This window comes from Qipengyuania aquimaris (assembly GCF_009827445.1).
GTDB classification, from domain to species: domain Bacteria; phylum Pseudomonadota; class Alphaproteobacteria; order Sphingomonadales; family Sphingomonadaceae; genus Qipengyuania; species Qipengyuania aquimaris.
Map to the genome: position 1 here is coordinate 1,811,746 of NZ_WTYI01000001.1, position 22,732 is coordinate 1,834,477.

Here is a 22,732-nt window from a genome sequence, read left to right on the forward strand (position 1 = left end):
GCCATAATCCCGTTTGAAGCGCATCATCGGCAGCCTCGACAGGGAGGTTTCCGCATGAACAAGCAAGCCACGTCAGCAATGCTCGCTCTATTTGTCGGGGCTGGCCTGAGCACGCCCGCCGCAGCACAGGTTGCGGCCGAAGAGGCCATGATTCTGTCGGGCGCCTCCGGGCAGGGTTCCGCGCAACGAGCCTTGAGCGATTCCATTACCGGAAGCGTGAACTCCGCTGCCCAAGCCCTGCGCGCGGCCAATTCGGCAAGCTCTGCCGGGACTGGCCCAAGCTCGGGCAGCAATAGCGCCGGCTACGCAGGTTCGATCCCTGAAGGCGATCCGCTCGAAAATACCGATGCCAAGGCCTATCAGGTGCAGGGCGGCGCACGCATCAAGGTCAGCGGAAGCTTCCGCCCGTCGCAATCCACCAGTTGCGAGCAAAATTGCGATCCCGAAGCGGCTGAGACCCAAACGACGCCCGACGCAGCAGCCGAGCAGCCTGAATAAAACCTCAGACGTCGTCCGCCGAGACCATCTCGGCCTTGTCGATCTCGCCCGTCATCACTGCCACGGTCGTCGCCACGGCAGCATCGCCGCTGACGTTGGTCGTGGTGCGCATCATGTCCATGATCCGGTCAACACCGGCCACGAAGGCGATGGTTTCCAACGGCACGCCGACAGCGCCGAAGACCAGCGCCATCATGATGAGGCCTGCGCCCGGGATACCCGCCGCGCCGACTGCGCCGAGCGTCGCCAGGATCGAGATCAGGAAATAGTCGCCCCATGACAGGTCGACCCCGAAGATCTGTGCGCCGAACAGCGTGGCAAGGCCCAGATACATCGCAGTGCCGTTCATGTTGATTGTCGCGCCGAGGCTGATCACGAAGGCGGCGACCGAGTTCGATACGCCCAGATTGCGCTCTGCACAGCGCAGCGTCACCGGCAGCGTGGCGTTGGAGGAAGCGGTCGAATAGCTCACCGCCATCGCGTCCACGATGCCGCGGAAGAAGTCGCGCACCGGCAGCTTGGCGAGGAATTTGATCATGCTGCCGTAGATCAGGCCGATGATCAGCAGGCAGCCGAGGTAGTTGAGACCCACCAGCTTGGCGAGGCTGACCAGCGCATCGAGGCCGAGCGTGCCCGCCACCCAGGCCATCAGCGCGAAAACGCCGAAGGGGGTCAGTTCCATCACGATCATCGTGACCTTCTGCATGACCACTGCGCCGCTATCGAAGATTTTCTGGACCGGCTCGCCGTCTTTGCCCGCCATCAATATGCCGATGCCGATCAGGAGCGAGAAGACGATCAGCGGGAGCACCGCGACGTCGGCCATGACCTGCACCGGGCTTTCGGGCACGATGGACAGGATCATGTCGACCGCCGTCGTCACGTTCGGCACCGGCGTCTCGCCGCGCGCGATGGCACTGGTGTCAACGCCCGCACCGGGCTTTATCAAAGTGCCCAGCGCCAGGCCGAGCCAGACCGCGATCTGGCCGGTCACGACGAAGAGCAGCATGGCCCTGCCGCCGACTGCGCCCAGTTTCCTGAGGTCGCCGATGGCAGCGACACCGGCCACCAGGCTGAAGAAGATCAGCGGCACGACCAGCATCTTGATCGACTTGATGAAGAAGTCGCCGATCCACTTGATGCTTTCCGCATCCGGACCCCAGCTATAGCCGGTCAGCACGCCCAGGATCAGGGCGGTCAGCACGCGCTGCCAAAGCGGAATTTCGAACCAGACCTTCAGCATTCTTATCCCCTCTCGTCCCGGTCTTCGTGCCGGTGTGTCTAACCCAGCGCGTCTTTCGCAATCGCTGTATAGATGCGGCTTAGCGTGGAAAGGTCCTCAATGGCCACAGCCTCATTACTCTTGTGCATGGTCGCGTTGACGAGGCCGAACTCGATCACCGGGCAAACCGCCCGCAGGAAGCGGGCATCCGAAGTGCCGCCCGTCGTCGAAGGTTCGGGGTCGATCCCCGTCTCCGCCTTGACGGCACGGGCGATCACGTCGCTGAACTCGCCGGGCGGGGTCAGGAAGGGTTCGCCCGAAATGATGGGCTTCGCCACGCCCCCGTGCTTTTCCGCAATCGCGCCGACAAGTTCAGACAGCGAAGCTCCGGAATGTTCGTCGTTAAAGCGGATCGAGATACGCGCCTCGGCTTTGGCCGGAATGACGTTGTGCGCCATGTTTCCGACTTCGAGATCGGTGATTTCCAGGTTCGACGCCTGGAACCAGTCGTTCCCTTGATCGAGGACGAGCGCGTCCAATTCCGCCAGCATGGCGACCAGCTTGGGGATCGGGTTATCCGCCAGGTGCGGATAGGCGACGTGGCCCTGCGTGCCCTCGACCTCGAGCCAGATATTGACCGAGCCGCGCCGTCCGATCTTCATCATGTCGCCCAGGCGATTGACGCTGGTTGGCTCTCCGACGAGGCACAGGTCGGGCTGGTGTCCGTGTTCGCCCATATATTCGATCAGCGCGCGGGTGCCGTGAAGGGCCGGGCCCTCTTCGTCACCGGTGATGATGAAGCTGATCGTGCCGGCATCGGCCGGAACATGGGCGACCGCGTCCACCATGCAGGCGATAGCGCCCTTCATGTCGACCGCGCCGCGGCCATAAAGCAGCTCTCCGCGCACTTCCGGCTCGAAGGCTTCCGAGTGCCAGCCGCCGCCCGGCGGGACCACGTCGAGGTGCCCGGCAAAGGCGAAATGCTTTGAACCCTCGGGCCCGCGGCGAATGGCGAACAGATTCTCGACCGGCGCTTCGGGACTGCCTGGCGCGCCATCGCCGCGGGTGAAGCGGTGCACGGCAAAACCCAGCGGGTCGAGCATGGCCTCGAGCCGGTCGAAGACGGAGCCCGTGGCGGGAGTGACGCTTGCAGCGGCCATCAACCGCTTGGCGAGTTCGAGGACTTCGGTCATGCTGTGTCCGCTAGCAGGAGTGAGTGCCAATGCCCAAGCTCGATCTCGACGCCATCCCCCAGACCAATGCTACCGGCTATCCGCCGCCCTTCGATGCCGACGTGGCGGGGCGCAACTACCGCCGCCTCGCGCCGGTCGCCGGCCTTACCAAGCTGGGCGCAAGTCACGTCGTACTGGACCCGGGCGCCTATTCCTCCCAGCGGCACTGGCACGAGGGGCAGGACGAACTGGTCATCATGCTTCAGGGCGAGGCCGTCCTGCTCGAGGACGAGGGCGAAATTCCCGTCGGCCCGGGCGATATCCTTGCCTGGCCCGCAGGAGAGCCGAACGGTCACCGGCTCCACAATCGCGGCGACATCCCTTGCGTTTTCATCGCCATCAGCGGCGGTGACAGGGATGCCGACCGGGGCGAATATCCCGACATCGACATGGTCTTCACCCCCGATGGCTATTTCAGGAAAGACGGCACGCCCTACCCGACTAGCCGCGTGCCCTAGTCCTGCTCCGGTTCCGGCAGCGGGCCGGGGGCGAAGGCGCTTTCGAGATATTCGGCGATGCGCACTCCCGCCTGCTGCACCCGGCGTTGCGAGATCGGGATCGCACGTTCGATATCTTCTTGTGTCAGCGCTGTTTCGTCTTCGAGGTCAGCCCCTTCGCAGGCCGGCCTGTCGAATGCCGTCGGATAAACGAAATCGCGGCTGATCTGCCAGCTTTCGCGTCCCCACTCCGCAGCATCCCCGCCGCCAAGGTCTGCGCGCTCTGCTACCGTGTATTGGCGCACTAGCGGCACTTCGGCAGATGTGATCGCACGCTCTGCAAGCGGGCCGTCCCAGATCCAGTGCAAATTTAACCCAGGCGCAATGCCGTAGGCCGCCTCGACGCTATTGCCGCCGCGATCCTCGTGATCGCCGGAATGAAGCGGCATGTGCACATCGCCAATGAAATGAACGAGGAAAGCCAGCGCTTCCAACCGGATGTGCGCAGGCAGGCTCTCGTCGGCAAGCAGGCGATGGCTACGCTCGATCTGCGCGGTCACGCAATTGCCGCCGGAGCAGTTGCGCCGGGCATTGTAATCCTCGCAAACGGGTGCGGTGCGATAATGCCATGCGGCCGTATAGCCCCAGCGCCAGCGCGTCCGTCGCACGCAATCGGGCCAGGTGCTCGCATCTTCGATCGAACGCAGCCTGCACCCGGGCGCCGCCAGCAAAGGCTCGGCGCGGAACAGCGCATCGATCTTCGCGCGCGTTTCAGGCGTGATGTTCTCCCACGCGATCTTGCCCGTCGTCTCGTGGGCATAAAAGCCCCACGCGCTCGCTTGTGCCGGAAGCAGCGCGGCCAGCGCCGCCAATGCGGTCAGGAGACCGTGTCGTATTGCTCGATAGCCCATTCTTCGCTTTCCGATGCCGATATCCATGCCTGCATCCACTCGTGCTCCCACAGCGCCTGCATATAAGACGCCGCGAAGCCGGGGACCGCTATCTGGTAGCTGATGAAGCGGCTGACAACGGGCGCGAAGAAGATGTCCGCCGCCCCGAAAGTGCCGAACAGGAACGGCCCGCCGCTGCCGAAGCGGCTGCGCGCTTCCGCCCACAGGCCGAGGATGCGTAGGATGTCGTCCTTGCAGGCTTCGCTCGGCTCGAATCCGTCGAAGCGCTTGCGCACGTTCATCGGGCATTCGCTGCGCAATGCGGCGAAGGAGGAATGCATTTCGGCGACCATCGAACGCGCCATGGCGCGCGCGGCGTCATCCTTGGGCCAGAAGCGGTCGCGCCCGACCTTGTCCGAAAGGTATTCGAGGATGGCGAGGCTGTCCCACACGACCACGTCGTCGTCCCACAGGATCGGCACCTTGCCGCTGGAGGGGCGGATCTCACCGCCCTGCTTGGTGGCTTCCCAGTTTTCGCCGAAAAGGGGCACGACGATCTCTTCGAAGGACAGGCCCGATTGCTTTGCGGCCAGCCAGCCGCGCAGCGACCAGCTCGAATAATTCTTGTTACCGACGATGATCTTCATGCGGGCTCCACCATTGCCATGCGTCATGCGGGGTAGGCGTTCAGCAACCTGCTGTCGAGCCTGAATGAGTGAAGCGAAGGCGGGTGACGAAGGCGACACACTGTCACCCTGGGTTTGCGGTGTATTCCGATTGTAATTCATGGCCTTACGCAATTGACGACGGGGTGACACTCTTCCCGCCGCACCGTGCACCAGCCGGGGCTTCCGGTAACCGGCCATGCACAGCCATTGCCGCGTAGGAAAACCTTTATTGCACGCGGCCGGTCCATTATCCTTCGGCCATGAGCCTGCGCCCCTTCCACCTCGCCTTTCCCGTCCGCGACCTTGCGGAAGCACGCGCCTTTTACGGCGGGTTGATGGGCTGCGCCGAGGGGCGTTCCAGCGAAGAATGGATCGACTTTGATTTCTACGGCCACCAGATCGTGGCCCATACCGGCGGCGAAGCGGGTGATCGCACAAGCAATCCGGTCGACGGGCATGACGTGCCAGTGCCGCATTTCGGCGTGGTGCTGACGATGGAGGACTGGCAGGCGCTGGCCGACCGGCTGGTTGCGGCAGGCGTCGAATTCGCCATCGAGCCGACGATCCGTTTCAAGGGGCAGCCCGGCGAACAGGCGACCATGTTCTTCCGCGATCCCAGCGGCAATGCGCTGGAGATGAAGGCCTTTGCCGACGATGCGATGCTGTTCGCGACATGACCGCACGCCCGCAGCTTTTCCCTTCCGCGTAATTCTAAGCTAGGCATGCCCGGCAATGCCCGAACTACGCGAATACGATCGCCCGAGCGCCCAGACCTTCAGGGACGAGATTTACCCCGCAGCGCGCCCTGCGATCCTGCGACAGGTGGCCGCAAACCTCGCGCCCGTGCAAATGGCGAAACGCGGCACGGGCGAACTGGCCGACTATCTAAAGCAGGCGATCGGCGAACAGGCGATCAGCGTGCTGGTCTCCAATCCCAATGCAGGCCCGACCTTCTTCTTCGACGGGGACGTCTCGCGCCTCAATTTCCAGCGCGGCAATATGCCGTTCTCGCGATTTATCGATCGCGTCCTCTCGCCCGAGAGAGGCGAGCAAATGCTCTACCTGGAATCGACCAAGGTTGCCGATCTCAGCGCAGAGCTTTCAAACGCGCTGCACCTGCCGATCCTGTCGACGCAGGTCCAGCCGCGCGTCTGGATGGGCAACAATACCGGCACGCATACCCATTTCGACGTGATGCAGAACGTCGCCTACGTCCTCAGCGGCAAGCGACGCTTCACCCTGTTCCCGCCCGACCAGACGCCCAATCTCTACATGGCCCCGTTCGAGGCTTCGCCCTCCAATGCGCCGGTGTCGATGGTCAAGCTGGAAGACCCCGATTTCGAGCGCTTCCCGCGTTTTCGCGAGGCGCAGGAACGGGCTCTGGTCGCCGACCTCGAGCCGGGCGACGGCATCTTCATTCCCTATATGTGGTGGCACCATGTGAAGGCCGAGGGCGATCTCAACGTGCTCGTCAATTACTGGTGGAACGAGCACGAGGGTCTGGGCACCCCGCTCGATGCGATGCTCCATTCGATCCTCGCCGTGCGCGACTTGCCCGAGCCCATGCGCAATGCCTGGCAGACCATGTTCGAGACCTTCGTCTTCAAGCAACATGGTGAGCCGATGGACCATGTTGAGCCGCACCTAAGGGGCGGTCTCGGCCCGCATACCTAGCAGTCGCGCGTGCAAATGTGGCAATCGCTGGGGGCGGGCCTGTCGAAGACGATGGAGAAGGTCTTCAACCCGCGATTCAGGCGCTAGGTCATCCCGCGACAAGCCGCTGGAGTTGTCCGGCCCTCTTCGGTAGATGTACCGGTCAAGTGAACCGCCATCGGAGAGTTCGCAGTACTAGATCGAGCCGCAAGTCTGGATACGGGTGTGACTGTCAGCTACGCGCTGCCTGCCCCCGCCTTGCGCCCTTACGTCTCTACCTATTCGCTCACGGTCGTCGATCCCGGCACGCCCACGGTGTTCGACCAGGTATATCCCGAATGGCCAAATATCCGCATGTCGGTGGGCGGCGATATGGCAGCCTGCACCGGTCCCGGCCCATTGGTGGACTGCAATCCGATCTGCGCGATCGGTCCGACAACACATGCGACGCATTTCTCGCTTGCGCCGGGCCGGTATTGGTCGATCAGCCTGCTGCCGCTCGGCTGGGCGCGGTTCCTGGATCTGCGCGCAAACGAGTTCGCCGACTATTGGGAGGTGATCGGCGAAGACAGTCCGTTCAAGGATTTCGTCCCCCTGCTCGAATGCGACCGGCGCCATCGGAGCCTTCCCGATGTGGCCGCGCGAATCGACAAACACCTGCTTGCGATGCTGGATCGCCCGGCGCGCAGGGAAGAGGTGATCTACAAGGCCCATCGCGCGCTGCTCGATCCAGAGGTCAATTCGGTCAGCGCCCTTGCCGCGCAGACCGGGATCGGGGTCCGGGCGCTGGAACGCCTCTCGCTTTCAGTATTCGGTTTTAGCCCGCGATTACTGCTGCGCCGCCAGCGCTTCCTGCGCAGCCTCGCCCAGTTCATGCTGGATCCCTCGCTGGCGTGGATCGACACGCTCGACAGCCAGTATGTCGACCAGGCACATTTCATCCGCGACTTCCGCCGGTTCATGGATACGACGCCAAGCGCCTATGCCGCCCAGCCCCATCCGGTGCTGTGGGCTGCAGCCAAGGCGCGCACGGAAATCGCCGGCAAGCCGATGCAGGTGCTCCAGCCGCCGAGCGGCTTCATTTCCGAAGAGGAATAACGACCGGCGGTAATGCCGGGTCTTAGATACCGGCGTCCTGAAGCAGGGCGGCGCGCAATTCGCCGATGCCCATGCCTTTTTCGCTGCTGGTCACGTGGATCTGCGGAAAAGCGGCGACGTGGGTCTTCGCCTCGGCCTCGACCGCAGCCACGGTCTTGGCCAGTTCGCTCGCCTTGATCTTGTCCGCCTTGGTCAGCACCACGCGGTAGCCCACGGCCGCCTCGTCGAGCATTTTCATCATCTCGCGGTCGACGTCCTTCAGCCCGTGGCGGGCATCGACCAGCACGAGATTGCGCACCAGCACCTGGCGGCCGCGCAGATAGGTGCGTACCAGGTTCTTCCATTTCTCGACGACCTTCACAGGCGCCTTGGCAAAGCCGTAGCCGGGCATGTCGACAAGGCGGAACTGGGTCGGTTCGCCCACTTCGAAGAAGTTGAGTTCCTGCGTGCGCCCCGGCGTCACCGAAGCGCGCGCGATCGAGCGGCGACCGGTGATCGCATTGAGCAGCGAACTCTTGCCCACGTTCGAACGGCCCGCGAAGGCGATTTCGGGCACGGTCGGCTCGGGCAGGAATTTAAGCTGCGGAGCCGAAAGGAGGAACTCCACCCGGCCCGAAAACAGCTTGTTTGCACGCCGTTCCAGAATGGCCAGTTCGGCGGCTTCTTCATCGGTCATCTTTTGCCCAATCAACCCTTGGCCTTGGCCGCCGCGGCGGCTTTCTCGGCCTTTTCCTTCTCAGCCGCGGCTTTCAGCTGCGGATGTTTGGAATAGAGGTATTTCTGCTGCGCCAGCGTGAGGATGTTCGAGGTTACCCAGTAAAGCAGCAGGCCTGCCGCAAACGGCGCCATGATGAACATCAGCACCCACGGCATGATCGCAAACACCTGTTGCTGGATCGGGTCCATCGCCGACGGGTTCAGCTTGAACGTCAGCCACATGGTGACACCGAGCAGCACGGCCAGCACGCCGATGGCGAGGAAGCTGGGCGGCGTGAACGGCAGCAGGCCGAACAGGTTGAGGATGGTCGCCGGATCGGGCGCGGAAAGGTCGTCGATCCACAGGAAGTCGCGGTGACGCATCTCGATCGCGAGGTAGAGCACCTTGTAGAGCGCGAAGAAGATCGGGATCTGCAGCAGCAAGGGCAGGCAGCCGGCCAGCGGGTTGACCTTCTCTTCCTTGAACAGCTTCTGCATTTCCTGCTGCTGCTTGACGCGGTCTTCCTTGTACTTTTCCTGCAGCGCTTTCATTTTCGGCTGGATGGCCTTCATCGCGGCCATTGACGCGAACTGCTTCTGCGCGATGGGGAACATCACGCCGCGCACCACGATGGTGAGGCAGATGATCGCCACGCCGAAATTGCCGACCAAGTCGTAAAGGTTCTTGAGCAGCCACAGCAGCGGCTTTTCGAACCAGCGGAACCAGCCCCAGTCGATGGCAAGGCCGAACTTTTCGAGGCCGGCATCTTCGTAAGCATCGAGGATGGTGGAATCCTTGGCGCCCGCATAGAGGCGCGAATCCGTCGTGTACTTGCGGCCGGCCGGAATGGTCACCGGATCGTAGATCATGTCGGCGCGATAGGTATCGTTGCCGAGCGCACGGAAGGTCGCGTCCGGTGCGGCGCCGTCTTGCGGTACGAGGGCCGAAAGCCAATAGATGTCGGTGAAGCCGATCCATTCGGCACGGCCTTCCGGACTGGCCGGGCCGTCATCGTCGAGATCGCTGTAGTCGAAGTCGTAATTCGCGCTGTCGCCGAACACGCCGATGGGGCCGGAATGTGCGATGAAGAAGTCGGCGCTGGCCGTATCCGACGTGCGGCTGACGAGGCCATAGGGCTGCGCCACGATGGGCACGCCCGATCGGTTGGCGATGCCCTGCTCGACCGAGATCATGTAGTTCTCGTCGATCGAATAGCGCAGCTGCAACTCCAGCCCGTTGCCTGCATCATGCGTGAGCGTGACGGGCGTATCGACCGACAACCGCTCGCCGTCGGCGGTCCACACGGTTTCGTCGGGCACCTTCTGGCCGTTCACGAGGAAACCGTATTGCGCGAAATGCTGCGCCGGGGTGCCGCGCGGCGAATAGAGGCGCACGGGGCCGCTATCCTTGTCAGTCGTCTCGGCGTAATCCTTGAGCACGAGGTCGTCGACCACCGCGCCCACGAGGTTGATCGACCCTGCGACCTTGGGCGAATCGATGGCAACGCGGTTGCCCGACGAAAGCGCCGTGTCGAGATCGGCCACTTCCTGCGCAATCGCGGCGGGATCGGTCAGCCCGCCGGTGCGCGAATGCACGACTTCGCCGCCTTCGACCGGAGTCGTGGCCGTCTCTGCCGCCACCACGGGTTCGTCCGGCTGCGGGTAGAAGTAGTTCATCGCAGCGTCCCAGCCCAACAGCAGGGCCATCGAGAGCACGACTACGAAGATGATATTGCGCGAGTTTTCCAAGGTCGATCCCGGGTTTGATTTCGGTTCAGATGGGAATGGTGTGTTATCTAGTCAAGACAGCAGGCGGTGCTTACGGTACTGGGTCGTGCCCGCAGCCCCCCCACGGCTGGCAGCGCAATAGCCGCTTGAACGCCAACCATCCACCCTTGATCGCCCCATATTTTTGCAGCGCCTCGATCGCATACTGGCTGCACGAGGGGGTGAAGCGGCACGTGGGCGGGAGGATGCGGCTGGGGCCGAGCTGCCAGAGGCGCGCGATCCAGATCAGCGGATACTTCATGCGCGCGGGCTCCGGCGTTTGCGAGGACCACGAGCGCGGTCGCCCTTGCCCTCGCCTGCCCGCTCCAGCGCCGCCTCGAGCTCCTGCGTCATCGCGGCGAAATCGCGCTCGATCGAACCGTCGCGGCCGATCAGGATGTGGTCGTGATCGGCAAGGCCGTGTTCCGGCAGCGCGGCCCAGAGCAGTTCGCGAAACCGGCGCTTGATGCGATTGCGGACCACCGCATTGCCGACCTTCTTGGTCACGGTGATGCCATAGCGCTTGCCATTACCCTCGTTCGGCCGCGTCAGCAGCACGAAACCGGGCTTGGCATTGCGCAGCCCACGGTTGGCAGCAAGGAAGTCGCTGCGCTTGCGGATGACGGAAAAACCGTGGGGCATGTGTAGCAGATACGCAAAACGGGCCGAGGAGTCTTTGTTTTCCGCACTCGCATCCGCAAGCGCGATATCCTCGCTCAAGCGACCTGAAGGTCGCGTCGCTGCGGGCGGCCGGTCGGCCTTGCCTTCGCTGCGCTCCGGTTGATTGCGCTTTTCCATGAGGCTCAAACCAGAACGGGCTCCCGCCTGGGAGCCCGCAAGGGCGACTGCCCGTCGCGGCTATTGCCGCGAAGCCAAGGAGCGCGGATGCGCGCCGCCCGGCGTCTGAGGGTCTAAAGAATTAAGCGCAGAGGTTCTTGCGGCCGCGGTTGCGGCGAGCGCGAAGCACCTTGCGGCCACCCGGGGTAGCCTTGCGCGCAAAGAAACCGTGGCGACGGGCGCGCACGAGGTTCGAGGGCTGGAAAGTCCGCTTCATCGGATGGTCCTTCAAAAAATTCGTTGTTCGTCGGGCAACACGCGAAGAGGCGAATCGCGCCAACAAAAAGGGCCGCCGCTTCCGGCGACCGCATTGGTGGAGGGGCGCTTAGGCCAAAGCTTGGTGTCGGTCAAGTCCTTCAAGGCGCTCAAAACGCGGCATGGGCAATCTGCGCCGGACGCGGTGCGCCACCGATCCAGCGCCGCATTTCGCGCGCGCCCAGCCAGCGCGCTTCGCGATGCGGCACCGAGTTGGTGAAGCTGTAAAATGCGCGCGCGTCACGCTCGCTCATGCCCATCTCGCGATAATAGCTCAGATAGCGACGGTTCTGCGGCGAATCCATGGCAAATTCGTGCGCTTCGCGGCCCTGTTCGTCCATCCAGCTATGGACTGCGAATTCGGCGCCTTCCGCGATTTCGCGCACCGCGCCTGCCAGGAACAGCTCGACCGCGCCCGAGCGCACCGAACCGCGCCGCGGAACGTAGGTGGATAGGCGAGCGGAACGGATCATCCGGCCAAGCTGCAGGTTGGCGATATCGTCCCGCGTCCCTGGGCATTCGACCATGTCGATCTGCGAAAGGCCGGGATGGTTGCGCAGCATGACGCGGAACCAGCGCGGGCTCTCGCGGTCGGTTTCGCCCATCAGCGCGACGCGGTTCTCGTCGATCACCCGGAAGGGGCCATATTGCGCGATACCCCCCGCATAGCTGCGCGCGCTGGTGTCGATCGATGGCAGGCGATGTGCGACGGCGGAATAGGGTTTTGCCGTGATCGCCTCTGGCTGCGGCACGGGACGCGGCACGAAGCGCGTCGTGGCGGCAGGAGGCGGCGGTGCGAGGACAAGCGTGTCTGCGCTGACCGGGGCCTTGTGCGGTGCGACCTGCGCAATGGCGCTGACCGACTCTGGTTGCGCGGGCGGCTGCCCTACGAAAGCAGCAGGCAGCTTCACGAGGCCCAACGATTGCGCCACAACAGGGGAGGCAAATCCAGAGGCAAGCATGGCTAGCAGAAGGAGGGCCGCGCGAAGCATGGACCACCCAATGCGCCCGCCTCCCTTTCCGACCTGCCAAGGGTCATGGTCAACACCGGGTTAACCGCAGATCTTCCCCACGCCTTTTCGCGTGCAAGCCTCGACAATCAAAGGCTTTCTTGCCAGTGCCTGCGGACGAATACTCAGGTGGGGGTTAAGCGTGGTCGCATTGGTCCGGACGGTGGCCTATCTCGGGCTGGAGGCGCGCAGCGTGGAGGTGCAATGCTCCCTCGCGCCGGGCCTGCCGAACTTCAATATCGTGGGCCTGGCCGACAAGGCGGTCGGCGAAAGCAAGGAGCGCGTGCGCGCGGCGCTTGCCTCGATGGGCCTCGCCTTGCCGCCCAAGCGGATCACCATCAATCTCTCGCCGGCCGACCTGCCCAAGGAAGGCTCGCATTATGACCTGCCCGTGGCGCTCGCCGTGCTGGCAGCGATGGGCATTACCGATGCCGAGCAGCTGGAGGACTGGGTCGTGGTGGGCGAATTGGCCCTCGACGGGCGCGTGGCACCTTCGCCCGGCGTCCTCCTCGCCGCTCTCCATGCGAGCGAAGCGGAAAAGGGCCTCATCTGCCCCGCCGCGCAAGGGGCGGAGGCGAAATGGGCGAGCGATGTGCCGGTCCTTGCCGCACCCGACCTCGTCAGCCTGCTGAACCACCTCAAGGGCACGGCCCAATTGGCCGAACCCGATCGCGGCCTGATCGAAGAGCCCGCGCCTTTCACCGATCTCAAGCAGGTGAAGGGTCAAGAAACCGCCAAGCGCGCCCTGGAGATCGCGGCGGCGGGCGGGCACAATCTACTGATGCTCGGCCCGCCCGGAGCCGGCAAATCGCTGATGGCGAGCTGCCTTCCCGGCATATTGCCCGAACTGACCCCGGCAGAGGCGCTGGAAGTCAGCATGGTGCAATCGGTCGCCGGCATCCTCGAAGAAGGGCGCATCAGCCGGGCGCGCCCGTTCCGCGCGCCGCACCATTCGGCGAGCATGGCGGCGCTGACCGGCGGCGGATTGCGGGTGAAGCCGGGCGAGGTGAGCCTGGCGCATCTCGGCGTCCTCTTCCTCGACGAACTGCCGGAATTCCAGCGGGCCGTGCTCGATTCGCTGCGCCAGCCGCTGGAGACGAACAAGGTCGATGTCGCGCGCGCCAATGCGCACGTCACTTTCCCCGCCAATGTCCAGCTGATCGCGGCGATGAACCCGTGCCGCTGCGGACACTTGGGCGACCCGGCCCTTGCCTGTTCGCGCGCGCCCAAATGCGCCGCCGATTACCAGAGCAAGGTTTCGGGCCCCATGCTCGACCGTATCGATCTCCATGTCGAGGTCGATCCCGTCAGCGCGGCCGATCTCGCCCTGCCGCCTCCCGCAGAAGGCAGCGCCGAAGTGGCAGCGCGGGTGGCAGCCGCCCGCCAGCGACAGACCGCGCGCAAGGAGGAGACGGGCGTGCGCACCAATGCGGAATTGCAGGGCGACGCGCTCGACCGTTTTGCCGCGCCGGACGAGGACGGAAGGGCGCTGTTGTTACAGGCCGCCACGGCCATGCGCCTGTCCGCACGCGCCTATACGCGCATGCTCCGCGTCGCGCGCACGATTGCGGACCTCGCAGGTTCAGAGCAGGTCGGGCGGATCCATGTGGCGGAGGCATTGAGCTACCGGCGGCAACCTCCGCGCGCCTGATGCGTTATCTCCTTCTATCGGAAGGAGAAATGCAATGCTTGCTGCCGGGTCGAAGACGCTTCTTTCTACAGCCATCGTCGTCTTGATGGCGGGCTGCACAACGCCGCCAGCGGATAATACTGCCGGAGAGGAGCCCGCAGCCGTCACAGAGCAACGCGATGGCGCCATGGCGCTCCTGCCGGTACTGGACGCCGAGGCCGGGCCGGAAGAGAACGTGGTCTTCTCTCCTGCCAGCATAAACCTTGCATTCGGTCTGCTTTACGAAGGTTCCGGCGGCGACACCCGCGCCCAGATCGGCCGCATCCTGCCGCCGCCTGCCGATCCGCTCGGCTATGCGAGCGATGAGAAGGACGTTGAGGTCAGCGTGGCGAACGCCCTGTTCCTGGACAGGGACTTCCGGTTTCGCGACAGCTATGTCGATCGCACCCGGCGAGCCTATGATGCGGCGGCGATCGCGGTCGATTATTCCGATGCGGCGGGCTCTGCCAAGACGATCAACGACTGGGCGGACAAGGCGACGCGGGGGCTGATCCCCAATGTGATCTCTCCTCCGGCGATCGACGAATCCATGATCGCGGTGCTTGCCAATGCCCTGTATTTCGAGGGACTGTGGAAGACGAAGCTGCTCTATCGCAAACAGCATCCCTTCCTGTTCGGCAATGGCGCACAAGAGCCCTTCACCTTCGTCGGACAGACGTTCGACGTGGCCTATGCCAGCAGGGGCGACTGGGAAGCGATCCGCCTGCCCTATCGCAACGAACGCTATGCCATGGACATCGTGATGCCGCGCAATCGCAAGGTGATGGAGCGGGCCGCATCGGCGCAATTGCTCGAAAGCTTTGCCGGGGACCTCGCAAAGGCAAAGCCAGACCTCGTCGAAGTCGAGATACCCCAGTTCGAAACCGATTATTCGCAAAGCCTGGTCGCACCGCTCAAGGCGATTGGCCTCACATTACCTTTCACGAAAGGCGAGGCCGATTTCTCGGCCATGGTAGAACCGGGCCAGCCGCCCGTGGTGGTGAGCGACGTTCGCCACCTCACCAAGCTGCAGGTCTATGACGCGGGCACCAAGGCAGCGGCAGTGACGACCATATCGATCATCACGACCAGCGCGCGCATCCTGCCCAAGGAGCCGCGACGGTTCCGCGCCGACCGGCCTTTCATGATCGTGCTGCGAGACCTCGAGCGCGATGCGATCCTGTTCGTCGGCCGGATCGCAGACCCGCAGCCGTTCGAACCCGAAGTCGAGGAACCCTGATCCTCAGCTGTCGGACATATCGAGGTTGAGCCTGGTCGGCTCGTGCTCTGCATCGCCTTCGAATTTCTTCAGGAAATCCTCGATCGGAACGGCCTGCGCCTTGTCGACCATGGGGTTAGACTTGGCCATTTCCACCGCTTTCAGTTCGTCCGGCGTCATGCGGACGTGGATGTAGGGCATCCAGACCTCGCCGAAATCGGCCTGCTGGTACCATACGTCGAGGATATCGTAGGACGCCCACGATCCGCCTGGCTCGCGCAGCCGGATGCCCTCGCCGATGCGCGGCACCGCCACGGTCTTGATCCGGAAGACCGACTGGTGGGTCTCGTTCTGAACTTCGATTTCGATCACATTATGGCCCGGCTTGTTGGGGAGTGAATCCCGTGTGCAGCCACCGCGATGACAGCAAGGCGTTGAGATCGTTTTAACGATGACGTCACGGAGCCACCTTGGAAAGTGACGTCACTTTTGCGCGTAGGGCGTGTTCTTCACCAGGTGGCGATTGTAATCGGGCGCGCCATCGTCCCACCATACGGGCCCGCGTTCGCCCAGCGCCACCTTGGCTTCATGCACCTGCTTGCGGGCGGCTCGCTCAGCCACCGCGTCTTTATCGCGCAGCGCCGCACCGACTGCACGGCGCGCATCCATCAGCTGCGCGACGAGACGCGCTCGCTCGCTTTCCCGCAGATGGGGATTGGAGGCGCGCCACAGCCGGCCACGCACGATAATGTAGCGACCGTCGTCGGTGCGTTCAACGGAATCGCTCAGGCGGCGTCCTTGGCCTTGCGTGCAGTGGCGATATCCACCACCGAGCCGTTCTTGAGCGTCATAACCGGGCTGGCGGTCGAACCGTCGGCACGCACGCCGAGGTTCTTGCGCTCAACGAGGGCAAGATCGGCCGGGCCAAGGATACGTCCGTCATGGCTGAGGATCGAGGTCGGACCGATCGGCAGGCGGTCGATTTCGTCCACCAGGACGGGGTTTTCAACGATCTCACCGCCGTATTTCTGGCCCCACTGGCGCAGCGCTACCATTGCCGGCAGCAGGTCGAACCCCTTGTCGGTCAGGCGATATTCGATCTTGCGGCGATCATCCGGGCACGGATCGCGCTTGAGGATGCCGTGTTCCACCAGCTTGGCGAGGCGGTTCGACAGGATGTTGCGCGCAATGCCCAGCTCACTGAGGAATTCCTCGAAGTGATGCAGGCCGTTGAAGCTGGCGCGCAGGATCATGAAACTCCAGCGTTCGCCCATGACCTCGAGTGCCTGCGGCAGGCCGCATTCTGTCAGTTCGCGTAGTGGTTCGCGGATATCGCCCATAAAATCAGTCCTTCCGGTGCAACCTATTTACCGGTTTTCCCGACAAAGCCAAATTCTTTGAAAAATGGGTTGCATCACGCAACCTAATTATCTAGGTAGTGATTCGCAACTGGTTGCAAATTGAAACTTACATTGCGTTTTTCGCACGGCCAGTTGAGAAAAACGCAATGCACTGAAGGAATGTACGATGACCCTCTCCCTCGATCGTAGCGCCAAGATCAGCGTGTTCGTGTCGGCTTTCGCCTACACCGCTCTCACCTTCGGCGCCCTTACCGCCCCGACCGCTGCCGAAGCACGCAGCACCGTCCCTTACTACACTGCCGAACTCGCCCAGCCTGCCGCAGAGCGCACCACGGTTGCAGGCGGCGTTGCCTGGATCTGCTCGGACACGAGCTGCGTCGCGCGCAAGGGCACTTCGCGCCCGATGCGCATCTGCCGCGAGCTCAAGCGCGATCTTGGTGAAGTGAAATCGTTCACTGCCAAGGGCAAGGCACTCGATGCCGACAAGCTGGCGAAGTGCAACGGCTGATCCCGCACGCGACCATATCCCCCACCCCCTCTCCATCAGGGTGGAACTCAAGGGCCCCGGCATTCGTGTCGGGGCCTTTTTTGTTCAGATAAGCCCGCGCCCGGCGAGGTCGTCCTCGAGCAGGGGCGCTTCGGTGAAGTGATGCACCTGCCAGCCGCAGTTGCGCGCCGCCTCGATATTGGCGGGGTTGTCGTCGATGAAGAGCATGGAGGCGGCAGGCAAGCCGAAACGGCGCTCTGCCAAGGTGAAGATTGCAGGATCCGGCTTCGCAATCCGCTCTTCGCCCGAGACTACGATATCGCGGAAGCGATCGAAGATACGTTCCTGCGGACGGAAGCCGGCCCAGAACTCGGCGCCGAAATTGGTAATCGCGAACAAAGGCATTCCTGCTTCATCGAGCCGTTCGACCAGCGCATGGCTGCCGGGCACAGGCCCCGGAATGGTCTCGTTAAAGCGTGTGGCATAAGCGCGGATTTCCTCCGCAAAGTCCGGATAGAGCGCGATACGCTCCGGCACCATCTGCGCAAGCGGACGACCGGCATCGTGGAGGAAATGCCATTCCTCGGTGACGACCTCGCCCAGCACCTTTTCCAGTCGCTCCGGATCGTCGACGATCTTTTCAAACAGGGCGCTGAGCTGCCACTGGTAAAGGACCCGGCCGACGTCGAATACGACTGCCTCGATTGAATTATCGCTCATCATCCGCCTTCCATACACGAACGGCCCGCACTCCCTTGCGGGAGCCGGGCCGGTTCATGACGCTTGCGGGGCAGATGCCCCACATCGCTGCTTAGCCCTGGCGGGCCTTGAAGCGGCGGTTGGTCTTGTTGATGACGTAAGTCCGCCCGCGACGACGGATCACGCGGCAGTCGCGATGCCGGTTCTTGAGCGACTTGAGGCTGTTGCGGATCTTCATGATAAGTCTCGTTTCACAAATAAATACGCGCCGGAGATGGTGCCCCGACGCGCCAATTTCAAGCGCGCCCGTTAGCGGGGGTGGTGATTCCCGTCAAGCTTCGCGGCGAATTTCCGCAAGCTTGCGCTCCCATTGCACTGCATGGGTGATGATCTCGTCCAGATCGGCATGGCGCGGCTTCCACGGCAGGGTTGCGCGGATGCGCGACGGGTCGGACACCAGCTCGCCCGGATCGCCCGCGCGGCGCGGTTCCATCCGACGCTCGATCGTGACGTTCGTCACCCGGTCGACCGCATCGAGAACTTCCAGAACCGAGAACCCGCGCCCGTAGCCGCAATTCATCGTCAGCGAACGGTCCGGCCGTTCGATCAGCGCTTCCAGCGCCAGCACATGGGCGGCAGCGAGATCGCTGACATGGATATAGTCGCGCACGCCCGTGCCGTCCGGCGTGTCGAAATCGGTCCCGAAAACCGACACCCCGTCCCGCTTGCCGGTGGCCGCCTCGCAGGCGACCTTGATGAGGTGCGTGGCGCCCGCGGTCGACTGGCCCGTGCGCCCCTGGGGATCGGCACCGGCAACGTTGAAATAACGCAGCGCGCAGTGATTGAACCCGTGGGCGGCGCTGGCATCGGTCAGCATCTGCTCCGTCATCAGCTTCGACCAGCCATAGGGGTTGATTGGCTGTTTGGGCGTATCTTCGGTGACCGGCGATGTCTCGGGCGTGCCATAAGTCGCCGCGGTCGAGGAGAAGATGAAATGATCCACACCGCCGCGCACGGCAGCCTCGATCAACGCCCGGCTCTTCACCGTGTTGTTTTCGTAATAGCCGAGCGGGTTTTCTACCGAATCGGGGACGACCACCGAACCGGCGAAGTGCATGATCGCCTTTGTGCCCTGTTCGAGGAAAATCTGTTCCAGCAGGACCGCATCGGCAATATCGCCTTCGTACAGCGGCACATCGTCAGGCACGGCAAACGCGAAGCCGGTCGACAGATTGTCGATGACCGCCACGGGCCAGCCCGCATCGCGCAGCGCCAAGACTGCGTGGCTTCCAATATATCCTGCACCGCCGGTGACGAGCACCGGTACTTTCGCGTCCCTATCCATGGCCGCGGCCACTAGCAGAAATCTCGCGAGGGGCAATCTCGGAGCCTTGGCGGTTCTGGCGCGTTCTTCTTTCTTTAACGCCCATATCGGAAAGACCCCGCCCATGAGTCGCACCACCCGCCGCATTGCGCCAACGCTGGCCCTGTTTTCGGCCCTCGCCCTGTCCGCCTGCGCCACCACGCCGGGCCCGGTCGAGGTGACACGCTTCGTCGCGTCGGAGGCCGCCTCGCAGCTTGGCCAGGGGACGATCTTCGTCGCCAGCGCGGAAGATGGGGAGGACAACAGCCTTGCCCTGATGCCGTATAAATCGGCCGTCGCCGAAGAACTTCGCAGCCTCGGCTATGTCGAGACCGACCGTGCATCGGCAGACCAGATCGCCACCGTGCGGATAGAACGCTATGTCCTCACCGCGCAGGGTCGCCGCTCTCCGGTCAGCGTCGGCGTCGGCGGTCGCACCGGCTCCTATGGCTCGGGCGTGGGTGTCGGCATCGGCATCAATCTTGGCGGCGGAGAGCGCGACAAGGTCGGCAGCGAACTGTCGGTCACGATCCGCAGTGCCGCTTCGCAAGCAAACCTGTGGGAAGGCCGCGCGGACCTGCGCGTTCCCGACAATTCAGAGCTTGCACAGGCGCAAGCAAACGCACAAACCCTCGCCGCCGCGCTGTTCAGCGACTTTCCCGGCAATAATGGCGAAACGATAGAAATCGAGGTTCCCTAAGTGAGCGATATCCGGATCGATGCGGCTTTCGACAGCGGCAATATCGAAGTCCTTTCCATCGACGGCGCAAGCGCGAAGCTAGCCATCCCGCTCGATACCAGCAGCGAATTCAAGCAGTGGTTCCACTTCCGCGTCAGCGGGGCGCAGGGCCGCGAACTGGTGCTCAGGATCACCGATCTGGAATCAAGCGCCTATCCCGGCGGCTGGCCCGGCTACGACGCCTGCGTTTCGGAAGACCGCGACTACTGGGGCCGCGCCGCATCGTCCTATGACAAGAACGAAGACGGCGGCACGCTGACGATCCGTTACACGCCTGCCAGCGACATCGCCTGGTTCGCCTATTTCGCGCCCTATTCGATGGAGCGTCATCACGACCTCGTGTCCGAAGCCGCAGCCTCGGAAGGGGTCGATCACCTGCACCTTGGCACCACGCTCGACGGCCAGCCGATCGACTGCCTCGAAATGGGCGAAGGCGAATTCAAGGTCTGGCTCTATGCCCGCCAGCATCCCGGCGAAACGCAGGCCGAATGGTGGATGGAAGGCGCTCTCGAAGTCCTCACCGACCCGAGCGATAGCGTCGGCCGCCTCCTGCGCGAGAAATGCCGCCTCCATATCGTGCCCAACTGCAATCCCGACGGGTCGAAGCGCGGCAACCTGCGCGTCAATGCGGCAGGCACCAACCTCAACCGCGAATGGGACAATCCCAGCGCCGAGAAGAGCCCTGAAGTCCTCGCCATCCGCAACCGCATGGATGAAACGGGCGTCGATTTCGCAATGGACGTCCACGGCGACGAAGCCATTCCGGTGAGCTTCCTTGCAGGCTTCGAAGGCATCCCTAGCTGGACCGATGAGCAGGGCGACAGCTACTACGGCTACGAGGCGATCCTCGACCGCCGGACCCCCGATTTCCAGACCGAACAGGGCTATACCAAGGCCGCTCCCGGCAAGGCGAACCTGTCGATGAGCACCAACCAGGTCGCGGAGCGTTTCGGTGCCACCGCGATGACGCTGGAAATGCCCTACAAGGACAACCCCGCGAGCCCCGAGCCCGAACAGGGCTGGTCGCCCGAACGCTGCAAGATGCTGGCACGCGATTGCCTTGCGAGCCTGCTCGAATGGCTGGAAGCGCGCGAGGCGTAAGCTACCGGAAATGCTGGGTTAAGCGAGCGCAGGGTAGGCGATACCCATGCGCCTGCCCCTCGCCCTTCTCGGCCTGATCGGCCTTTGCGCCATCGCCGCCCCCGCGCAGGCGACGGGCGGGTTCCTGTGCAAGACCGCCACCGGTCCGCAAATCGAGATCGCGCTCGGCTTCGGCCATGTGCCGGGCGCGCCGCTGGTCGGGCACCGGCTGCGCGTGGACGGCAAGCTGATCGCCTCCCACGCACCGCAATGGTGGCTCGACGATAAGGACATGCGGCTCCAGCTCACCTCGCCCGATGCGATGAAATCGTTGCTCGTGATGCGCACGAAGCGGGTCGGATATCATTACGAAGGGCAGGTCGAATATGACGGCCGGACCCGGTGGATCCGCTGCAAGGAAAGCTGATCCGGCGCGGTTAGGCGGTGACCGGCTCCAGCGGCGTCAGCGTCCCGCCATCCGCATCGAAAGCGACGCGTGCGCCATGCGGCAGGCAGAGCTGGCCGCGAATATGGCCGATATTTGCGCCGGTCACGACGGGGCAGTCCAACGTGCCGAGATGCTGGTCCAGCACGTCGTCGAGCGTGAAGCTTTCGCCGTCCGGATCGTCGACACTGCACGCCCGGCAACGCCCGAAGATCACGCCCGCAGCACTATCGAGTACGCCCGCCAGTTTCAGCTGCTGGAGCATCCGGTCGATCCGGTACGGCTCCTCGTTCACGTCCTCAAGGAATAGCACCGCACCCTCCATTTCAGGCAGGCGGCCCGTGCCCATCAGGGTGGAGAGGATAGTGAGATTACCGCCCAGCAGCCGCCCCTCGCCCTTGCCGGGTTTCAGGACGCGGTCAGTCGCGAGGTCGAGCGCGGGCATTTCGCCCGTGAAGGCTAGCCGCCACAGGCTTTCCCAACTCGCCGCCTCGCTCCACGGGCTCGCCGCATTGGGCGCGTGGAGCGTTGCAAAGCCCGCCTCGCGCGCGATGGCGAGATGAAGTGCGGTATTGTCGCTATACCCGACGAAGAGCTTCGGATTGGCGCGAATGGTCGGCCAATCGAGTAAAGGCAGGATGCGCGCCGCGCCATAGCCCCCGCGAATGGCGAAGATGCCGCGGATGTCGCCATCGGCAAAGGCCGCATTGAGGTCCGCTGCGCGCTGCGCATCGGTACCTGCCAGATATCCGAACTTCGCCTCGGAATTCGCTCCGAATTGCGGGACGAGTCCCATGCTGGACACCCAGTGCCGCGCACGATCGATCTCGGCAGCGGACACGGCGCTGGCCGGCGCGACCAGTGCCACCTTGCCCCCTGCCTGCAAGCGCGGAGGCCGGACACGCTTGGGCGCAGCGACAAGCCGAGAAGCGGTCAGCGCGGCGCAGGCGGCGGCAAATCCGCCCATCGCGCTGCGCCGCGTAATCAAACGAGGCTCGCCGGGCCGAAAGCTTCGGGCAAGAGCGCGCTCAGCGTGGTGCGGCGCACGTCATCGGGGCCGACGCACAGGATCACAGGATCGGTCCCGCCAAGCTGCGCCAGTTCGTTGAGCACCTGGCGGCAGCGTCCGCATGGCGTGATCGGCATGTCGCCCGGCCCGGTAACCGCGACCGCTTCCAGCCCGCCGCGCACGCCGTCGGCCATGGCTTTCGATACGGCCACCGTCTCCGCGCACAGCGCAAGACCGTAGCTTGCATTCTCGATATTGGTGCCGGTCACGACGCTGCCGTCGGCAAAGCGCAGCGCGGCCCCGACCGCGAAACTGGAATAGGGCGAATAGGAGTTTGCGGCAGCCTCTCGGGCGGCGGCGATCAGGTCGTCATCGGTCATTCGTCACCACCTAGCCGG

Annotated in this window: 29 protein-coding genes; 11 read left to right on the forward strand and 18 right to left on the reverse strand. The window is 63.7% G+C overall.

Going from position 1 to position 22,732, the window contains the following annotated elements:
- The first annotated feature begins 54 nt into the window (after positions 1 to 54).
- Positions 55 to 498, forward strand: coding sequence for a hypothetical protein (locus GRI34_RS08820; protein WP_160595608.1), 444 nt, complete (start codon positions 55 to 57; stop codon positions 496 to 498).
- A 4-nt stretch (positions 499 to 502) separates the two neighbouring features.
- Here the strand turns inward: GRI34_RS08820 and GRI34_RS08825 are convergent, their stop codons facing one another.
- Positions 503 to 1,741 (reverse strand): dicarboxylate/amino acid:cation symporter, encoded by a 1,239-nt coding sequence (locus GRI34_RS08825; RefSeq protein ID WP_160595609.1) that lies wholly within the window; start codon positions 1,739 to 1,741, stop codon positions 503 to 505.
- A gap of 38 nt (positions 1,742 to 1,779) precedes the next feature.
- The gene (dapE, locus tag GRI34_RS08830) at positions 1,780 to 2,913 is read right to left on the reverse strand and encodes a succinyl-diaminopimelate desuccinylase (RefSeq protein ID WP_160595610.1); all 1,134 of its coding nucleotides are present in this window, start codon (positions 2,911 to 2,913) and stop codon (positions 1,780 to 1,782) included.
- A 29-nt stretch (positions 2,914 to 2,942) separates the two neighbouring features.
- On the opposite strand from dapE, the gene GRI34_RS08835 reads away from it, so the two are divergent.
- Positions 2,943 to 3,410, forward strand: coding sequence for a cupin domain-containing protein (locus tag GRI34_RS08835; RefSeq protein WP_160595611.1), 468 nt, complete (start codon positions 2,943 to 2,945; stop codon positions 3,408 to 3,410).
- Here GRI34_RS08835 and GRI34_RS08840 read toward each other — a convergent pair.
- Entirely contained in the window at positions 3,407 to 4,300 is an 894-nt protein-coding gene (locus GRI34_RS08840) for a S1/P1 nuclease (protein WP_160595612.1), read from the reverse strand. The two genes, GRI34_RS08835 and GRI34_RS08840, sit on opposite strands and share 4 nt — an antisense overlap.
- Entirely contained in the window at positions 4,267 to 4,926 is a 660-nt protein-coding gene (locus tag GRI34_RS08845) for a glutathione S-transferase family protein (protein ID WP_160595613.1), read from the reverse strand. Before GRI34_RS08845 ends, GRI34_RS08840 begins: the two co-directional genes overlap by 34 nt.
- A gap of 281 nt (positions 4,927 to 5,207) precedes the next feature.
- Between GRI34_RS08845 and GRI34_RS08850 the strand changes: the two genes are divergently transcribed.
- The 3 genes from GRI34_RS08850 to GRI34_RS13435 all read left to right on the forward strand — a co-directional run bounded on the left by GRI34_RS08850 (position 5,208) and on the right by GRI34_RS13435 (position 7,698).
- Positions 5,208 to 5,624 (forward strand): VOC family protein, encoded by a 417-nt coding sequence (locus GRI34_RS08850; protein WP_160595614.1) that lies wholly within the window; start codon positions 5,208 to 5,210, stop codon positions 5,622 to 5,624.
- Positions 5,625 to 5,679: 55 nt separating this feature from the next.
- Complete coding sequence (locus GRI34_RS08855) at positions 5,680 to 6,621, forward strand: cupin-like domain-containing protein (RefSeq protein WP_160595615.1); 942 nt, start codon at positions 5,680 to 5,682, stop codon at positions 6,619 to 6,621.
- A 204-nt stretch (positions 6,622 to 6,825) separates the two neighbouring features.
- Positions 6,826 to 7,698: a helix-turn-helix domain-containing protein gene (locus GRI34_RS13435; RefSeq protein ID WP_160595616.1), complete on the forward strand. Its 873-nt coding sequence runs from the start codon at positions 6,826 to 6,828 to the stop codon at positions 7,696 to 7,698.
- A gap of 22 nt (positions 7,699 to 7,720) precedes the next feature.
- Here GRI34_RS13435 and yihA read toward each other — a convergent pair whose 3' ends face one another.
- The 6 genes from yihA to GRI34_RS08890 all read right to left on the reverse strand — a co-directional run bounded on the left by yihA (position 7,721) and on the right by GRI34_RS08890 (position 12,164).
- Positions 7,721 to 8,374 (reverse strand): ribosome biogenesis GTP-binding protein YihA/YsxC, encoded by a 654-nt coding sequence (yihA, locus tag GRI34_RS08865; protein WP_160595617.1) that lies wholly within the window; start codon positions 8,372 to 8,374, stop codon positions 7,721 to 7,723.
- Positions 8,375 to 8,385: 11 nt separating this feature from the next.
- Complete coding sequence (gene yidC / locus GRI34_RS08870; RefSeq protein WP_160595618.1) at positions 8,386 to 10,143, reverse strand: membrane protein insertase YidC; 1,758 nt, start codon at positions 10,141 to 10,143, stop codon at positions 8,386 to 8,388.
- A gap of 70 nt (positions 10,144 to 10,213) precedes the next feature.
- Positions 10,214 to 10,423, reverse strand: a complete 210-nt coding sequence (gene yidD, locus GRI34_RS08875; RefSeq protein WP_160595619.1) for a membrane protein insertion efficiency factor YidD — start codon at positions 10,421 to 10,423, stop codon at positions 10,214 to 10,216.
- Positions 10,420 to 10,803, reverse strand: a complete 384-nt coding sequence (gene rnpA, locus GRI34_RS08880; protein ID WP_160596464.1) for a ribonuclease P protein component — start codon at positions 10,801 to 10,803, stop codon at positions 10,420 to 10,422. Before rnpA ends, yidD begins: the two co-directional genes overlap by 4 nt.
- 277 nt (positions 10,804 to 11,080) lie before the next feature.
- Positions 11,081 to 11,215: a 50S ribosomal protein L34 gene (rpmH, locus tag GRI34_RS08885; RefSeq protein ID WP_090478272.1), complete on the reverse strand. Its 135-nt coding sequence runs from the start codon at positions 11,213 to 11,215 to the stop codon at positions 11,081 to 11,083.
- Between the two features lie 148 nt (positions 11,216 to 11,363).
- A complete protein-coding gene (locus GRI34_RS08890; RefSeq protein WP_160595620.1) occupies positions 11,364 to 12,164 on the reverse strand; it encodes an alpha/beta hydrolase in 801 nt (266 codons plus the stop codon).
- Between the two features lie 241 nt (positions 12,165 to 12,405).
- Between GRI34_RS08890 and GRI34_RS08895 the strand changes: the two genes are divergently transcribed.
- A complete protein-coding gene (locus GRI34_RS08895; RefSeq protein ID WP_160595621.1) occupies positions 12,406 to 13,914 on the forward strand; it encodes a YifB family Mg chelatase-like AAA ATPase in 1,509 nt (502 codons plus the stop codon).
- A 34-nt stretch (positions 13,915 to 13,948) separates the two neighbouring features.
- Positions 13,949 to 15,172 carry a serpin family protein gene (locus tag GRI34_RS08900; RefSeq protein ID WP_160595622.1) on the forward strand — a complete coding sequence of 408 codons (1,224 nt, stop codon included), beginning with the start codon at positions 13,949 to 13,951 and terminating at the stop codon, positions 15,170 to 15,172.
- A 3-nt stretch (positions 15,173 to 15,175) separates the two neighbouring features.
- Here the strand turns inward: GRI34_RS08900 and GRI34_RS13290 are convergent, their stop codons facing one another.
- From GRI34_RS13290 to GRI34_RS08915, 3 genes are all read right to left on the reverse strand, one after another.
- Positions 15,176 to 15,523, reverse strand: coding sequence for a hypothetical protein (locus tag GRI34_RS13290; RefSeq protein ID WP_234028189.1), 348 nt, complete (start codon positions 15,521 to 15,523; stop codon positions 15,176 to 15,178).
- A 111-nt stretch (positions 15,524 to 15,634) separates the two neighbouring features.
- Entirely contained in the window at positions 15,635 to 15,895 is a 261-nt protein-coding gene (locus GRI34_RS08910) for a hypothetical protein (RefSeq protein ID WP_325065206.1), read from the reverse strand.
- Positions 15,896 to 15,936: 41 nt separating this feature from the next.
- On the reverse strand, positions 15,937 to 16,491 hold the full coding sequence (locus tag GRI34_RS08915; RefSeq protein ID WP_090476423.1) for a winged helix-turn-helix transcriptional regulator: 555 nt from the start codon (positions 16,489 to 16,491) through the stop codon (positions 15,937 to 15,939).
- Between the two features lie 187 nt (positions 16,492 to 16,678).
- Between GRI34_RS08915 and GRI34_RS08920 the strand changes: the two genes are divergently transcribed.
- Entirely contained in the window at positions 16,679 to 17,020 is a 342-nt protein-coding gene (locus GRI34_RS08920; protein WP_160595623.1) for a CC_3452 family protein, read from the forward strand.
- A gap of 84 nt (positions 17,021 to 17,104) precedes the next feature.
- On the opposite strand, the gene GRI34_RS08925 is transcribed toward GRI34_RS08920, so the two are convergent.
- The 3 genes from GRI34_RS08925 to galE form a co-directional block, all read right to left on the reverse strand.
- Complete coding sequence (locus GRI34_RS08925) at positions 17,105 to 17,719, reverse strand: HAD family hydrolase (protein ID WP_160595624.1); 615 nt, start codon at positions 17,717 to 17,719, stop codon at positions 17,105 to 17,107.
- Between the two features lie 91 nt (positions 17,720 to 17,810).
- The gene (ykgO, locus tag GRI34_RS08930) at positions 17,811 to 17,936 is read right to left on the reverse strand and encodes a type B 50S ribosomal protein L36 (protein ID WP_007165381.1); all 126 of its coding nucleotides are present in this window, start codon (positions 17,934 to 17,936) and stop codon (positions 17,811 to 17,813) included.
- Between the two features lie 93 nt (positions 17,937 to 18,029).
- Entirely contained in the window at positions 18,030 to 19,043 is a 1,014-nt protein-coding gene (galE, locus tag GRI34_RS08935; protein WP_160595625.1) for a UDP-glucose 4-epimerase GalE, read from the reverse strand.
- A 103-nt stretch (positions 19,044 to 19,146) separates the two neighbouring features.
- On the opposite strand from galE, the gene GRI34_RS08940 reads away from it, so the two are divergent.
- From GRI34_RS08940 to GRI34_RS08950, 3 genes are read left to right on the forward strand one after another with little or no spacing between them, the layout of a single operon-like run.
- On the forward strand, positions 19,147 to 19,761 hold the full coding sequence (locus GRI34_RS08940) for a DUF4136 domain-containing protein (protein ID WP_160595626.1): 615 nt from the start codon (positions 19,147 to 19,149) through the stop codon (positions 19,759 to 19,761).
- Entirely contained in the window at positions 19,762 to 20,901 is a 1,140-nt protein-coding gene (locus GRI34_RS08945; protein WP_160595627.1) for a M14 family metallopeptidase, read from the forward strand.
- Between the two features lie 46 nt (positions 20,902 to 20,947).
- The gene (locus GRI34_RS08950) at positions 20,948 to 21,307 is read left to right on the forward strand and encodes a hypothetical protein (RefSeq protein ID WP_160595628.1); all 360 of its coding nucleotides are present in this window, start codon (positions 20,948 to 20,950) and stop codon (positions 21,305 to 21,307) included.
- A gap of 10 nt (positions 21,308 to 21,317) precedes the next feature.
- Here GRI34_RS08950 and GRI34_RS08955 read toward each other — a convergent pair whose 3' ends face one another.
- Both GRI34_RS08955 and GRI34_RS08960 read right to left on the reverse strand, forming a co-directional pair.
- Entirely contained in the window at positions 21,318 to 22,292 is a 975-nt protein-coding gene (locus GRI34_RS08955) for a S66 peptidase family protein (protein ID WP_234028190.1), read from the reverse strand.
- A gap of 17 nt (positions 22,293 to 22,309) precedes the next feature.
- A complete protein-coding gene (locus GRI34_RS08960; RefSeq protein WP_160595630.1) occupies positions 22,310 to 22,714 on the reverse strand; it encodes a cytidine deaminase in 405 nt (134 codons plus the stop codon).
- Positions 22,715 to 22,732 lie beyond the last annotated feature (18 nt).

What these genes read in the sequence shown, in the direction of transcription:
- GRI34_RS08820 (WP_160595608.1), top strand. Translation starts at nt 55, where the DNA reads ATGAACAAGCAAGCCACGTCAGCAATGCTCGCTCTATTTGTCGGGGCT.
- rnpA (WP_160596464.1), bottom strand. Translation starts at nt 10,803, where the DNA reads ATGCCCCACGGTTTTTCCGTCATCCGCAAGCGCAGCGACTTCCTTGCT.
- GRI34_RS08855 (WP_160595615.1), top strand. Translation starts at nt 5,680, where the DNA reads ATGCCCGAACTACGCGAATACGATCGCCCGAGCGCCCAGACCTTCAGG.
- GRI34_RS08915 (WP_090476423.1), bottom strand. Translation starts at nt 16,491, where the DNA reads ATGGGCGATATCCGCGAACCACTACGCGAACTGACAGAATGCGGCCTG.
- GRI34_RS08900 (WP_160595622.1), top strand. Translation starts at nt 13,949, where the DNA reads ATGCTTGCTGCCGGGTCGAAGACGCTTCTTTCTACAGCCATCGTCGTC.
- galE (WP_160595625.1), bottom strand. Translation starts at nt 19,043, where the DNA reads ATGGATAGGGACGCGAAAGTACCGGTGCTCGTCACCGGCGGTGCAGGA.
- GRI34_RS08840 (WP_160595612.1), bottom strand. Translation starts at nt 4,300, where the DNA reads ATGGGCTATCGAGCAATACGACACGGTCTCCTGACCGCATTGGCGGCG.
- GRI34_RS08825 (WP_160595609.1), bottom strand. Translation starts at nt 1,741, where the DNA reads ATGCTGAAGGTCTGGTTCGAAATTCCGCTTTGGCAGCGCGTGCTGACC.
- GRI34_RS08950 (WP_160595628.1), top strand. Translation starts at nt 20,948, where the DNA reads ATGCGCCTGCCCCTCGCCCTTCTCGGCCTGATCGGCCTTTGCGCCATC.
- GRI34_RS08955 (WP_234028190.1), bottom strand. Translation starts at nt 22,292, where the DNA reads ATGGGCGGATTTGCCGCCGCCTGCGCCGCGCTGACCGCTTCTCGGCTT.
- GRI34_RS08835 (WP_160595611.1), top strand. Translation starts at nt 2,943, where the DNA reads ATGCCCAAGCTCGATCTCGACGCCATCCCCCAGACCAATGCTACCGGC.
- GRI34_RS08920 (WP_160595623.1), top strand. Translation starts at nt 16,679, where the DNA reads ATGACCCTCTCCCTCGATCGTAGCGCCAAGATCAGCGTGTTCGTGTCG.
- yidD (WP_160595619.1), bottom strand. Translation starts at nt 10,423, where the DNA reads ATGAAGTATCCGCTGATCTGGATCGCGCGCCTCTGGCAGCTCGGCCCC.
- ykgO (WP_007165381.1), bottom strand. Translation starts at nt 17,936, where the DNA reads ATGAAGATCCGCAACAGCCTCAAGTCGCTCAAGAACCGGCATCGCGAC.
- dapE (WP_160595610.1), bottom strand. Translation starts at nt 2,913, where the DNA reads ATGACCGAAGTCCTCGAACTCGCCAAGCGGTTGATGGCCGCTGCAAGC.
- GRI34_RS08845 (WP_160595613.1), bottom strand. Translation starts at nt 4,926, where the DNA reads ATGAAGATCATCGTCGGTAACAAGAATTATTCGAGCTGGTCGCTGCGC.
- GRI34_RS08960 (WP_160595630.1), bottom strand. Translation starts at nt 22,714, where the DNA reads ATGACCGATGACGACCTGATCGCCGCCGCCCGAGAGGCTGCCGCAAAC.
- GRI34_RS08940 (WP_160595626.1), top strand. Translation starts at nt 19,147, where the DNA reads ATGAGTCGCACCACCCGCCGCATTGCGCCAACGCTGGCCCTGTTTTCG.
- yihA (WP_160595617.1), bottom strand. Translation starts at nt 8,374, where the DNA reads ATGACCGATGAAGAAGCCGCCGAACTGGCCATTCTGGAACGGCGTGCA.
- GRI34_RS08850 (WP_160595614.1), top strand. Translation starts at nt 5,208, where the DNA reads ATGAGCCTGCGCCCCTTCCACCTCGCCTTTCCCGTCCGCGACCTTGCG.
- GRI34_RS08925 (WP_160595624.1), bottom strand. Translation starts at nt 17,719, where the DNA reads ATGAGCGATAATTCAATCGAGGCAGTCGTATTCGACGTCGGCCGGGTC.
- rpmH (WP_090478272.1), bottom strand. Translation starts at nt 11,215, where the DNA reads ATGAAGCGGACTTTCCAGCCCTCGAACCTCGTGCGCGCCCGTCGCCAC.